The sequence below is a fragment of the Mesorhizobium sp. M2A.F.Ca.ET.039.01.1.1 genome, from assembly GCF_003998035.1.
In the GTDB taxonomy this organism is placed as follows: Bacteria; Pseudomonadota; Alphaproteobacteria; order Rhizobiales; family Rhizobiaceae; genus Mesorhizobium.
In genome coordinates this window covers 1-11,426 of the sequence record NZ_RZRY01000146.1, presented here as the reverse complement: position 1 = coordinate 11,426, position 11,426 = coordinate 1, and the positions used below count along the sequence as shown (strand labels likewise).

Genomic DNA, 11,426 nt, shown 5'->3' with positions numbered 1-11,426 from the left:
TACATCGACTATTACAACCACCGCCGCATCAAACTGAAACTGAAAGGGCTGAGCCCTGTGCAATACAGGACACAGCCCTTAAATCCACCAGCTCAATGAACCGTCCAACTTTATGGGGTCAGTTCACAAAGCGGGGCCAGTTCCTTGGGAGTGTTTCCGCCTTAGCGGGACGGATAGCTCCTGCAATGCTCTCGGACGAATTCCAGACGTCCGTTGCGGATACGTACGTAGAAGGTGACGTACACCGCCTTAGGCCACGCACATGATAGGCTCATGTGTTTGTCCTCCACCGGGATAATCCCCGGTTGACCGGAACGCAGGATCGCGCCCCGCCGGGTTCAGGGCGGGTCCTGTGGCCGGTCTGGAGTAGACCGAATCAAATATTAGTCGATTTGGATGGGCGCGACGACTCTCATGGGTTGTCCTACCCGCTTTTCACAGACGAAAACGCGAGTGCCGCATTCATCCGCTGGTGTGGGGCTGGGTTGCGGCAGCCATTGGCTTGCTAAAATGGATGACCATCTGCAATTCCAACGAAAGCGTTGCCACAAGAATCAGAACAAACAAGCGAATGACGAGTAGCGGCCTGTACTTGTATTTCTGATATAAGAGAACGCATATGATTGCTGCGACACCCACCGCAACCGTAAGCATTAGACTGAACTGCACATCCCTAGAAAACATAGTTGTCCCCCCAAGCAAGGACTAAGTTATAACGCGAATGGCCCGCCTTATGGAAGGGCAGGCCGGCCTATTCGCGACGTTGTAACTCTGTTACGTAAACGCCTGGGTCTGTCAAATATACAATCGCCGTGGGCGGGGCGATTACTCTTGGATCTCAAATCCGGTTGCCAGCCCTGCCAAGAGCATGGCTGACAGTTCGCGGGACCTCTCTGTGAGCCGGCGGTTGGTCTCTATGAGTTCCTGAGTTTCCTTGATGCGGACCAGGCTTTTCCATTCCCGCTCATAGACTTCCTTAGCAAGCTTTTTGGTGTCTTCGCTCTGGTGCATCACAATGGCCGCCTTCAAATCGGGACGCGCGTCCGCCTAGCTCTAGAAACTCGCGACGCGGGAAACTGTTCCTTGGCGGCGAACGGCAGGCGCCGCACTTGTAGAGGCGTTGGCGGTCGGCACAATGCGGCCCTTTCTTCGATGGCTGCGAGAGAACGCTTCCAGCTTGTAGTGGCACTTCGCGACTATCGCATTCGGGCCAACTAGCGTCCTTTGCGATTATGGTTGGGAAAGCCGAGCAGACGCACCTGCGGACTGTCGCGCATTGTATGGCTAACGGGTTTGCGGGCCAGCCCTTGGGGATGAAGGCTGCCACACCGTTACTGCGAATCCTTCGCCCGAAATTAGTCCGCCAGAAGCCTGGCGAGGTGATCCCGGCTTAGGCTCCGCGCTTCCTTCAGGAACCACAGGAAGTTGCGCGGGCCGTCCGTCGGCAAGACGCTTTCCTCGGCTTGGGTGATCACCCCGCGCTGGCGCTCTATCCGCTGTTCAATCTCGCGGATGTGCTGCTCGACGCGTTCGATATCTTCCTGGATGCCCAATGGCCCATGATGGCGGCGAAGATGGACAAAAGCCAGCGTGACGAAACCCCAACGCCCGGATGGATAGGGGTCCTTGCAAGCGCTCACTCGAAATGGCGGCGCAAGCGAAGAGAAGTTCTTGCTAATCATGTTCCCTTGGCAGCAATCTCGCCATGAGAGGTGTTCCCATGACCCGTGATCAGATGCTCGCACACCTGCGCTCCGCCGACGCCGTCGCGCGCGAGGCGGCGTCGCATGGGCATCATCCTTTCGGTTCCGTGCTGGTCGGACCGGGCGATCGCGTTTTGATGCGGCAGGGCAATCTCGATACGGTGCGCCATGCCGAGACCGAGCTCGCCCGCCGCGCTGCGGCCGCCTATGAGCCGGAGTTCCTGTGGCAATGCACGCTGGTCACGACCGGCGAGCCCTGCGCGATGTGCGCCGGCACCATGTATTGGGCGAATATCGGGCGGCTGGTCTACGGCTTCGAGGAAACCGATCTGCTGGCGCTCACCGGCGATCACGAGGAGAATCCGACGATGAACCTCGCCTCGCGCACCGTTTTCGCTTCCGGCCAGAAGAAGATCGAAGTCTTTGGTCCTTTCCCCGAAATCGCGGAGGAGCTACTCGCCCCGCACCGCGATTTCTGGAAGCGCTGGCGGACCTCGGACCTCAGGCCGCGCCCGCCATGTCGTCCAGGATCGGGCAGTCCGGCCGGTCATCGCCATGGCAGGCGTGGATCAGCTTTTGCAGCGTCGAGCGCATCGACTGCAATTCGCGTACCTTTTCCTCGATCGCCCTGACATGGGCGGCGGCGATCTCGCGCACGTCGTGGCTGGCGCGGTCGCGGTCCTGATAGAGCGCCATAAGCTGCCTGCAATCGTCGATTGAGAAGCCGAGATTGCGCGCGCGGCGCAGGAAGGCGAGCCGGTGGATATCCTCGCCGGAGTAGTCGCGATAGCCATTATCGGCTCGCGCCGGACGGATCAGGCCGATCTCCTCATAGTAGCGGATGGTCTTGGCCGGCAGGCCGGAACGTTCGGCGGCGTCTCCGACATTCATGGCGCTCTCCTCAAGTCCCCGGCGGCGCCTGAAGCCGCCTCATTGATTTTGTTTCACAATCCTGTGAGGCCTGTTGCGGAAATGCCGCAGTTCGGCATCTACCGTCAGGTAAGGCCTTGCATATAGGCAGTGCGCGCTTGGCAAGCAAAAGAAATGCCAGCATGAATGATGGCAAGAAAGCGGCCGACTCGTGCCGCTGATACAGAGACAGGGCGTCGGACCTTTTCATGCGCTTGAAGTCGTTTGCAATCCTCGCCGCCCTTGCGCTGTCGACCGCGGTCAGCGGCTGCAGCACCATCGGCGGGCAGTTGTTCACCAACAACTATGGCGCGATGACCGATGCCGGCTATCAGCTGCCGCGCATCCCGATCGAGAAGGTGCCCGCCAGGTACCACCGGCAGGAAGTTCGCTACGACACTTCGGAGAAGCCGGGCACCATCATTGTCGACACCCAGAACAAGTTCCTCTACTTCATCGAGGGCGACGGCATGGCGATGCGTTACGGCATCGGCGTCGGCCGCGAGGGGTTCGAGTGGCACGGCACCGCCCACATCGCGCTGAAGCGCGAATGGCCGACCTGGACGCCGCCTTCGCAGATGATCAAGCGCCAGCCCGAGCTCGCCAAGTTCGCCGGCGGCATGGAACCGGGGCTGAAGAACCCGCTCGGCGCGCGCGCCATGTACCTCTTCAACAAGGGCGGCGACATGGGTTACCGCCTGCATGGCAGCCCGGAATGGTTCTCGATCGGCAAGGCGATGTCGTCGGGCTGCATCCGGCTGATGAACCAGGACATTATCGACCTCTACGACCGCGCGTCGGTCGGCGCCAAGGTCATCGTGATGTGATCACGAAGGCCAAGGCCAAAAGCTTTCGCAGGCGGACCGTCTAGGCAACAACAAGACGTCCAAAAACAGAAAACCGGGCTGTTGGGGCCCGGTTTTTTGTTTCTTGGGTGGTGCGGCTCGACGCCCTTTTGAGAGTTCGTCCTGCTGAATCCATATGGTTTGGTTTTCGAGAACCGGAGCGGAGCGTACGTTTAAGTACGTGAGCACCGGAAGCGCAGAAAACCGAAGCAGATGGCCAGCAGGGTAGAACTATCAATGGGCGTCAGGCGACCTGCTCGACCTGCTGGACCTCCGGAACGAAGTGGCGAAGCAGATTCTGGATGCCGTGCTTCAGCGTCGCGGTCGACGACGGGCAGCCGGCACAGGCGCCCTTCATGTGCAGGAACACGGTGCCGTTCTCGAAGCCGCGGAAGGTGATGTCGCCGCCGTCCTGGGCAACCGCGGGACGCACGCGCGTGTCGAGCAGTTCCTTGATGGTCAGCACCAGCTCCTCGTCGGCCTTGTCGTAGAACTCGCCGGTCCCGCCGGCTTCGCTCGCCGGAGCGGCCGCGGCCATGACCGGCGCGCCAGACATGAAGTGTTCCATGATGGCGCCGAGGATGGCCGGCTTCAGATGCTGCCAGTCCGGGCCGTCCTTGGTCACGGTGATGAAATCATAGCCGAAGAAAACGCCGGTGACGCCCGGGATCTCGAACAGCCGGCCGGCCAGCGGCGAGGCCTCCGCCGCGGCTTCGGCGTTGCGGAAATCGGCTGTGCCTTCGCGTAACACTTCCTTGCCCGGCAGGAATTTCAGCGTCGCCGGGTTCGGCGTCGATTCGGTCTGGATGAACATGGGTATCTCCAGGCCCTTCCCGGGCCGATAGTTTGGAATAATTCTAAATAGGCTCTATCGGCTCGACATTCAAGCGAAACGCGTCGCCCTGAACGGCTGGCTGGCGGAATGTTTTCGACCCTCATCCACTTGAGATGTGTTGAGATTCAGGTCAGGCCGTTAGCAGACCGGCCTCACCTGAATATCAGCACATCTCAGGCGAGGCTGTCGATCTCCTCATCCGACAGATTCTGCGGCACCACCGTGACAGGAATTGGGAAAGCCGCCCCCCGGCCGGCAACCGCGCTGACCAGTGGCCCCGGGCCTTCCTTGCCGGCGCCGGCGGCCAGCACCAGAATGGCGATGTCCTGGTCGTCCTCGATCAGCTTGTGGATCTCGTCGGTTGGCTTGCCCTCGCGCACCACCAGTTCCGGCTCGATGCCGACGATCTGGCGTACCTTGTTGGCGTGGCCGTCGAGGGCTCCGCGCGCCGTCGCGTTTGCTTCCTCGCGCATGATCTTTTCCACGCCCAGCCAGTGCTGGAAGTCGTCAGGCTCGATGACATAGAGCAGCACCAGCACGCCGTTGGTGTGCTGCGCCCGCTTCGAGGCGTAGGCGACCGCGCGCTCGCATTCGGGCGTGTCGTCGATGATCGCCAGGAATTTGCGGCGATGGCCGGCTTCGCGGCTGAGGCGTTTGGAGACCATGTCTATCTGCTCGGTATCAATTGGCCGCAATCTGCCACCGCCGCGAACCGGCGGCAAGCCGCCGGCCGGCGTGGCGATGGTCCTGGAGCAATTCCAGGAAAAGTGTGAAGAGGTTTTCCGTCCGGAATTGCGTCGAAACAACTATTAGACCGGTCGGTCAGTCCTGCAGCAGGCCGATGATGTCGCGAACCGTCTTCATCGTGCCTTCGGCGATTGCGCGGGCCCGGTCGCCGCCGTCCTTGAGCACGGCGTCGACATAGGCGCGGTCGCCCTGGATGCGGCGCATCTCCGAAGCGATCGGCGCCAGCTTCTCGACCGCAAGGTCGGCCAGCGCCGGCTTGAACACGGAAAACTGCTGGCCGCCATATTCCTTCAGCACGTCTTCCTTCGAGATCTCGGCCAGGCCGGCATAGATGCCGACGAGGTTTTCCGCTTCGGGCCGGCTTTCGAGCCCGTCGACCTCGCTCGGCAAGGCCTCCGGATCGGTCTTGGCCTTGCGGATCTTCTTCGAGATGGTGTCGGCATCGTCGGTCAGGTTGATGCGCGACAGGTCGGACGGGTCCGACTTCGACATCTTCTTGGAACCGTCGCGCAGGCTCATGATGCGCGCCGCCGGACCGCCGATGACCGGTTCGGTGATCGGGAAATAGCCGTTCACGGTCTCCTCGCCGACCTGCATTTCGACGCCGACGCCGAGCGCCGCGATCTTCTCGGAGAAGTCGTTGTTGAACTTCTGCGCGATGTCGCGGGTGAGCTCCAGATGCTGCTTCTGGTCCTCGCCCACCGGCACATGGGTGGCGCGGTAGAGCAGGATGTCGGCGGCCATCAGGCTGGGATAGGCGAGCAAGCCGAGAGAGGCATTCTCGCGGTCCTTGCCGGCCTTGTCCTTGAACTGCGTCATCCGGTACATCCAGCCTATGCGCGCCACGCAGTTGAAGATCCAGGCAAGCTCGGCGTGTTGCATGACCCGCGACTGGTTGAAGACGATGTGCTTCTTCGGGTCGATGCCGGAGGCCAGGAACGCAGCGGTGATCGAGCGGGTCTGGTCGCCGAGGTCATGATGGACGAGCTGCGCCGTCAGCGAATGCAGGTCGACGACGCAATAGATGCAGTCGGACTGTTCCTGAAGGGCGACGAATTTCTTGATGGCACCGAGATAGTTGCCGAGATGCAGATTGCCGGTCGGCTGGACGCCCGAAAAGACGAGTGGCTTGAAGGGGGACATGAGTTCCTCATGGCTTGTGGAGGGCCGTCTAAGCATGATTCCAAAAAGTTGCAGACTTTTTGGAGCCAATCATGCGGCTGGAAACCGCGCGCGGCGAAAGTCTTTCGACGGGCGCGCTTATGGCCGAAGGGGACAGCGGGATCAAGAGGCTGCCGGCTTAGCGCCTACAATCTTCCTATCTTGGGATTTGATCTGGCTCCCGTATCTTCCGTTCCGGGGTCCGCCATTGATGTATCTCGCATAGTTTGCTACATTGTGTTAGCTACATAGAGAAATGTAGGAGAGCGATGACCATCAATATCAACAATAAGGAAGCGGACAGCCTGACTCGCACCTTGGCGAGGATCGAGGGTGTCGGAATCACCGAGGCCATCGTGATCGCCATGCGCGAAGCCTTGGAGCGTCGCCGCAATCGTGAGACGCCGTTGGAGACGGCTGCTCGGCTCAGGGCCGAATTTGGAATTGAGTTGAGCGAGCAGGCGCGCAAGCCGCTGCCTCGTTCGGTCTACGATGAATTGTCTGGCGACGACTGATGTTTGTCGACGCTGCAGCCATCGTCGCGATGCTAAGCAACGAGGTCGAAGCCGAGCGCTGCGCGCGAGCGGTCACGGAAGCGTCGGCACCGTTCACTTCCGCCATCGCCGTGTGGGAGGCGGCGATGGCGCTAGCGCGACCGGAAAAGCTAGCCATACCGGTCGTCAGATGTGCGGAGATTGTGGGCCGCTTTCTGGAAGAGCGGGCAATTGCGTTGCGCGAGCTTCCGCCCGCACCCGAGGCAGCGTCGCTATCTATCGAGGCCGCGTCGCGGTTTCGCAGCAACGCCATGCGCCTGAACATGGCGGATTGTTTCCACTACGCTTGCGCCCGCTACTACGCAGTTCCGATGCTTTCCACCGCCGACGAATTCAGGCTCACTGATCTGGAGACTGTTTCGTGACTGGCGGCGCAGATTTTGCCTCGCCCCGCTTCACGTTCCTGCGGATCATGCCGAATTCGGCGCCGCCGGTGCCGAAGGCGGCAATGAAATAGAGCGCCGCACCCCCGCCGATCAGCGCGAACAGCGTCGTCGCCTTCACCACCAGGGGCGAGCCGGGCCCTAGCCTTGCGGCGAAGTAGTGCTCGGCGAAGTAAAGCGCGGTCGCCATGATCACCGCCGACAGCACCAGCCTTGGAATGCGCTTCAAGAGCGGGATGTCGCGGCCCCAATGACCGCGCCGGATCAGCATGGCGAGCAGCATCAGCGCGTTGACCCAGCCCGCGACGGCCGAGGCCACCGCTATGCCCGGCGCCCCCATGGACGGGAATAGGGTGAGCGCCGTGGCGACGTTCACGCCGACCGAAATGGCCGCAAAGATCATCGGCGTGCGCGTGTCCTCGCGCGCGAAATAGCCCGGCGTGAAAGCCTTGATCAGCACGAAGGCGGGCAAGCCTAGGCCGAAGATCGCCAGGATCGAGGCGACGATCGGCGTCGAGTGGTTGGCGGCAAACGCCCCGCGCTCATAGACCAGCCGCACGATTGGTTCCGACATCACCCAGAGCGCCGCCGCCGCCGGCAGCGTCATGAACAGGGTGAACTCGACCGAGCGGTTCTGCAGATTGGCAGCCTCGACCAGATTGCCCGATTTCAGCGCCCGCGACAGTTCCGGCAACAGCACGATTGCCACCGCCACGCCGACGACGCCGAGCGGCAGTTGGTAGATGCGGTCGGCATAGGCGAGCGACGAGACCGCGCTATTCTGCGCCGAGGCGATCGCCGTGCCGATCAGCTGGTTGATCTGGGTGATGCCGCCGGTGATCGCCGCCGGCAGCGCCAGGATCAGCAGCCGCTTGACGTTGGGCGTCATCTTCGGACGGCGAAAGCCGATCGAGATGCCGGCATGGCGCACCGCGATCCAGACGATGGCGAGCTGCACGATGCCCGCCGCCAGCACGCCCCAGGACAAGCCGAAGCCGACACCATGCGCATCCAGCCCGTGATACCAGGCGTAACCCAGCACGGCGATCAGGATGATGTTGAGGAAGGCGGGCGCGATCGCCGCCGCGAAATAGCGGCGCAGCGAATTCAGCATGCCGGCCATCATGGCGCCGAGCGACATGCAGATGAGATACGGGAACATGATCGTGGCGAGCGTGACGGTCGTCTCGAACTTGCCCGGGATATCGGCAAAGCCCGGCGCCACCAGGTAGCGCACGATCAGCGGCATCGCCAGTTCCATGGCGATCGTCAGCGCCAGCAGCGCCGAGAACAGCACGCCGAACACTTCCTCCGAAAAGCGCTTGGCGCCCTCATTGCCATGCTGCTCGATCTCTTTGGCGAAGAGCGGCACGAAAGCGGCGTTGAAGGCGCCTTCGGCGAACAGTCGGCGGAAAGTGTTGGGGAACTGGAAGGCGGCGTTGAAGGCGTCGGCGACCGGCCCGGTGCCGAGCGCCGCCGCCATCAGCATCTCGCGGCCGAAACCCAGCGCTCGGCTCATCAGCGTGCCGGAAGCGACGGTGGCGAATTTCTTGACGAGGCTCATGCCGGGAAGGACTGCCAGGGAAATTGCGTCAAATGGATGGTCACTCGGCCGCCGCCTTGGCCTTGCCGTTGCGTTCCGACGAATTGCCTTCCAGCGTATCGATCAGCCGCTTGTGGATGGTAGCGGTGCGTGTCGGGCTGTCGATCTTCTGTCCGGTCAGGTCGGTGACGTAGAATGTGTCGATGACCTTCTCGCCGAAGGTGGTGATATGCGCCGAGGCGATGTCGAGCGAAAGGTCGGAGAGCGTGCCGGTGATCTCGGACAGCAGGCCCGGCCTGTCCAGCCCCTCGACCTCGATCACCGAGAAACGGTTCGACAGCGTGTTGCGGATCTCGGCGCGCGGCGGAATCCTGAAAACCTTGGCGCCACGCCTCGGCTTGGTGCGCTTCTCGATCATCTCCGGCAGCCAGCTCTTGCCGGACAGCACGTCCTCGATCAGCCGGCCGACGCGCTCGGCGCGGCGCCGCTCGTCCTCATCGAGGTCGAACTCCCTCGAGATCAGGATAGTGTCCAGCGCCCGCCCGTCGGAAGTGGTGAAGATCTGTGCGTCGACGATGTTGCCGCCGGCCCCGGCACACGCCCCGGCGATGATCGAAAGCAGGCGCGGATGGTCCGGCGCCAGCACGGTGATCTCGGTCACCGCCTCGAATTCATGCGTCTTGACCATGGTCGCGAGCTTCTTGCCCGCCGCATCCGCCTCACGGATGAAGTCGGCGTGGCGCAGCTGGTCGTTGAGGTCGACCGTCAGCAGGTAGTTCTCATAGTGCTGCGCGACATAGCGCTTGCGCTCCTTGGCCGGCCAGGCCGAGAGCGCCTCGGCCAACCGTTCGCGCGCGGCGGCGGTACGTTGCGCCCGCGACACTTCCGAGAAGCCGCCGGTCAGCAGCAGCTCGGTCTCGTAATAGAGCGTGCGGAGCAACTGGCCCTTCCAGCCGTTCCACACGCCCGGCCCGACGCCGCGTATGTCGCAGACGGTGAGGATCAAAAGCAGCTTCAGCCGCTCCACCGACTGCACGATCGAAGCGAAATCCTCGATCGTCTTGCGGTCGTTGAGGTCGCGCGTCTGCGCCGTCATCGACATCACAAGGTGGTTTTCGACCAGCCAGGCGACGGTCTCGGTATCGGCCGGCGACAGCCCCATATGCGGGCAGATGCGTCGGGCGATGCGGGCGCCGGCCTCCGAATGGTCTTCCGGCCTGCCCTTGGCGATGTCGTGCAGCAGCACCGCGACATAAAGCGCTTCGCGGCTCTTCTTCAGCCCCGGCATCAGCGAATGCGCCAGCGGGTGAATCTTCTCGCCATCGCCGCGCTCGATCTCGGCCAGCACGCCGATGCAGCGGATCAGGTGCTCGTCCACCGTGTAGTGGTGGTACATCGAGAACTGCATCATGGCGACGATCTTGCCGAAGTCGGGGATCAGCCTGCCGAGCAGCCCGGCCTCGTTCATGCGCCTGAGATTGAGCTCGGCGTTGCGGTCCGAGGTCAATATGTCGAGGAACAGCCGGTTGGCCTCCTCGTCGCGCCGGAGCGACTTGTTGACCAGGCCGAGCGAGCGGGTGAGCAGCTTCAGCGCGTCGGGGTGGAACTCCAGCCCATGCTTGTCGGCGAACCAGAAGAGCCTCAGCAGGTTGACCGGGTCGCGTTCGAACACGCCGTCGTCGGCGATGTTGATGCGGTGGTTGTCGACGATGAAATCGGACGTGCCGGCAAGCTTGCGCTTGCGCCGCTGGAAGGTGAGGAAGATGCGGTTGAAGCCAGGCACATGCTTGGCTTGCTCTTCCTCGAGAGCCGCGCAGAAGATGCGGGTGAGGTCGCCGACATCCTTGGCGACGAGGAAATAGTGCTTCATGAAGCGCTCGACCGCCGACAGGCCGGGATGCGTCGTATAGCCCAGACGTTCGGCGATCTCGCGCTGGATGTCGAAATGCAGCCGCTCCTCCGCCTTGCCGGTGAGGAAATGCATGTGGCAGCGCACCGCCCAGAGGAAATCCTCGGCCTTCTGGAACTCGCGATATTCGGCTTGGGTGAAGACGCCCTTCTCGACCAGCTCCTCGCCGGTGCGCACGCGATAGAAATATTTGCCGATCCAGAACAGTGTCTGCAGGTCGCGCAACCCGCCCTTGCCGTCCTTGACATTGGGCTCGACCAGATAGCGGCTTTCGCCGGCCTTGGCGTGGCGCTCGTCGCGCTCGGTAAGCTTGGCCTGCACATATTCCGGCCCGGTCGTGCGCACCACCTCGTGATCGAAGCGGGTGAGCAGCTCTTCATAGAGCTTCTGTTCGCCCCACAGGAAACGCGCCTCGAGGATCGAGGTGCGGATGGTGATGTCGCTGCGCGACAGCCGCAGGCATTCCTCGATGTTGCGGGTGGCGTGGCCGACCTTCAGCCCCATGTCCCACAGCATGTAGAGCATATACTCCACGATCTGCTCGCCCCATGGCGTCTGCTTGTAGGGCAGCAGGAACAGGAGGTCGATGTCGGAGCCCGGCGCCAGCGTGCCGCGGCCGTAGCCGCCGACCGCCACGACCGCCATGCGCTCGGCCACCGAACGGTTCTTTACCCGGTAGACATGGGTGGCGGCGAAATCATAGAGCGCCCGGATCAGCTCATCCATCAGATGCGAGAGCCGCTCGGCGCAGGCATTGCCGCCGCCATCCTCCTTGAGCATGGCCTCGGCGATCTTGCGCCCCTCCGCCAGCCTGGCTTTGAGCAATTGGAGCACGGC

At 62.4% G+C, this 11,426-nt stretch carries 12 protein-coding genes and 1 pseudogene; 5 read left to right on the top strand and 8 right to left on the bottom strand.

Annotated elements, in window-relative coordinates; translation table 11 throughout:
• A partial coding sequence (locus tag EOA24_RS13890) for an IS3 family transposase (protein WP_133374509.1) occupies window positions 1-99 on the top strand: 99 nt, incomplete at its 5' end.
• Window positions 100-825: 726 nt separating this feature from the next.
• Here EOA24_RS13890 and EOA24_RS13885 read toward each other — a convergent pair.
• Window positions 826-1,029 (bottom strand): hypothetical protein, encoded by a 204-nt coding sequence (locus EOA24_RS13885; protein WP_127256699.1) that lies wholly within the window; start codon window positions 1,027-1,029, stop codon window positions 826-828.
• Between the two features lie 326 nt (window positions 1,030-1,355).
• Window positions 1,356-1,553 carry a hypothetical protein gene (locus EOA24_RS13880; RefSeq protein WP_127256697.1) on the bottom strand — a complete coding sequence of 66 codons (198 nt, stop codon included), beginning with the start codon at window positions 1,551-1,553 and terminating at the stop codon, window positions 1,356-1,358.
• 167 nt (window positions 1,554-1,720) lie between these two features.
• Between EOA24_RS13880 and EOA24_RS13875 the strand changes: the two are divergent.
• A pseudogene (locus EOA24_RS13875) lies at window positions 1,721-2,188 on the top strand (nucleoside deaminase); the annotation flags it as partial.
• 16 nt (window positions 2,189-2,204) lie between these two features.
• Here the strand turns inward: EOA24_RS13875 and cueR are convergent.
• On the bottom strand, window positions 2,205-2,594 hold the full coding sequence (gene cueR, locus EOA24_RS13870; protein ID WP_042645833.1) for a Cu(I)-responsive transcriptional regulator: 390 nt from the start codon (window positions 2,592-2,594) through the stop codon (window positions 2,205-2,207).
• 227 nt (window positions 2,595-2,821) lie between these two features.
• Here cueR and EOA24_RS13865 point away from each other — a divergent pair, with 227 nt between their 5' ends.
• Entirely contained in the window at window positions 2,822-3,439 is a 618-nt protein-coding gene (locus EOA24_RS13865) for a L,D-transpeptidase (RefSeq protein WP_127256093.1), read from the top strand.
• A 262-nt stretch (window positions 3,440-3,701) separates the two neighbouring features.
• Here the strand turns inward: EOA24_RS13865 and EOA24_RS13860 are convergent, their stop codons facing one another.
• From EOA24_RS13860 to trpS, 3 genes are all read right to left on the bottom strand, one after another.
• Complete coding sequence (locus EOA24_RS13860; protein ID WP_127256091.1) at window positions 3,702-4,271, bottom strand: NifU family protein; 570 nt, start codon at window positions 4,269-4,271, stop codon at window positions 3,702-3,704.
• Window positions 4,272-4,465: 194 nt separating this feature from the next.
• Window positions 4,466-4,957, bottom strand: coding sequence for a universal stress protein (locus EOA24_RS13855; protein WP_127409858.1), 492 nt, complete (start codon window positions 4,955-4,957; stop codon window positions 4,466-4,468).
• A gap of 157 nt (window positions 4,958-5,114) precedes the next feature.
• The gene (trpS, locus tag EOA24_RS13850; protein ID WP_127256089.1) at window positions 5,115-6,182 is read right to left on the bottom strand and encodes a tryptophan--tRNA ligase; all 1,068 of its coding nucleotides are present in this window, start codon (window positions 6,180-6,182) and stop codon (window positions 5,115-5,117) included.
• A gap of 287 nt (window positions 6,183-6,469) precedes the next feature.
• Between trpS and EOA24_RS13845 the strand changes: the two genes are divergently transcribed.
• A complete protein-coding gene (locus EOA24_RS13845; RefSeq protein WP_042645823.1) occupies window positions 6,470-6,715 on the top strand; it encodes a PSK operon transcription factor in 246 nt (81 codons plus the stop codon).
• Window positions 6,715-7,119 (top strand): type II toxin-antitoxin system VapC family toxin, encoded by a 405-nt coding sequence (locus tag EOA24_RS13840; protein ID WP_127256087.1) that lies wholly within the window; start codon window positions 6,715-6,717, stop codon window positions 7,117-7,119. The genes EOA24_RS13845 and EOA24_RS13840 overlap by 1 nt, the downstream gene beginning before the upstream one ends.
• On the opposite strand, the gene murJ is transcribed toward EOA24_RS13840, so the two are convergent.
• Window positions 7,094-8,701 carry a murein biosynthesis integral membrane protein MurJ gene (gene murJ, locus EOA24_RS13835; protein ID WP_127256085.1) on the bottom strand — a complete coding sequence of 536 codons (1,608 nt, stop codon included), beginning with the start codon at window positions 8,699-8,701 and terminating at the stop codon, window positions 7,094-7,096. The two genes, EOA24_RS13840 and murJ, sit on opposite strands and share 26 nt — an antisense overlap.
• Window positions 8,702-8,741: 40 nt before the next feature.
• A complete protein-coding gene (locus tag EOA24_RS13830; protein ID WP_245501792.1) occupies window positions 8,742-11,423 on the bottom strand; it encodes a [protein-PII] uridylyltransferase in 2,682 nt (893 codons plus the stop codon).
• Between the last annotated feature and the right edge of the window lie 3 nt (window positions 11,424-11,426).

Excerpts from the sequence above, each read along its gene's own strand:
- cueR (WP_042645833.1), bottom strand. The coding sequence starts at position 2,594 with ATGAATGTCGGAGACGCCGCCGAACGTTCCGGCCTGCCGGCCAAGACC.
- EOA24_RS13865 (WP_127256093.1), top strand. The coding sequence starts at position 2,822 with ATGCGCTTGAAGTCGTTTGCAATCCTCGCCGCCCTTGCGCTGTCGACC.
- EOA24_RS13860 (WP_127256091.1), bottom strand. The coding sequence starts at position 4,271 with ATGTTCATCCAGACCGAATCGACGCCGAACCCGGCGACGCTGAAATTC.
- EOA24_RS13855 (WP_127409858.1), bottom strand. The coding sequence starts at position 4,957 with ATGGTCTCCAAACGCCTCAGCCGCGAAGCCGGCCATCGCCGCAAATTC.
- trpS (WP_127256089.1), bottom strand. The coding sequence starts at position 6,182 with ATGTCCCCCTTCAAGCCACTCGTCTTTTCGGGCGTCCAGCCGACCGGC.
- EOA24_RS13845 (WP_042645823.1), top strand. The coding sequence starts at position 6,470 with ATGACCATCAATATCAACAATAAGGAAGCGGACAGCCTGACTCGCACC.
- EOA24_RS13840 (WP_127256087.1), top strand. The coding sequence starts at position 6,715 with ATGTTTGTCGACGCTGCAGCCATCGTCGCGATGCTAAGCAACGAGGTC.
- murJ (WP_127256085.1), bottom strand. The coding sequence starts at position 8,701 with ATGAGCCTCGTCAAGAAATTCGCCACCGTCGCTTCCGGCACGCTGATG.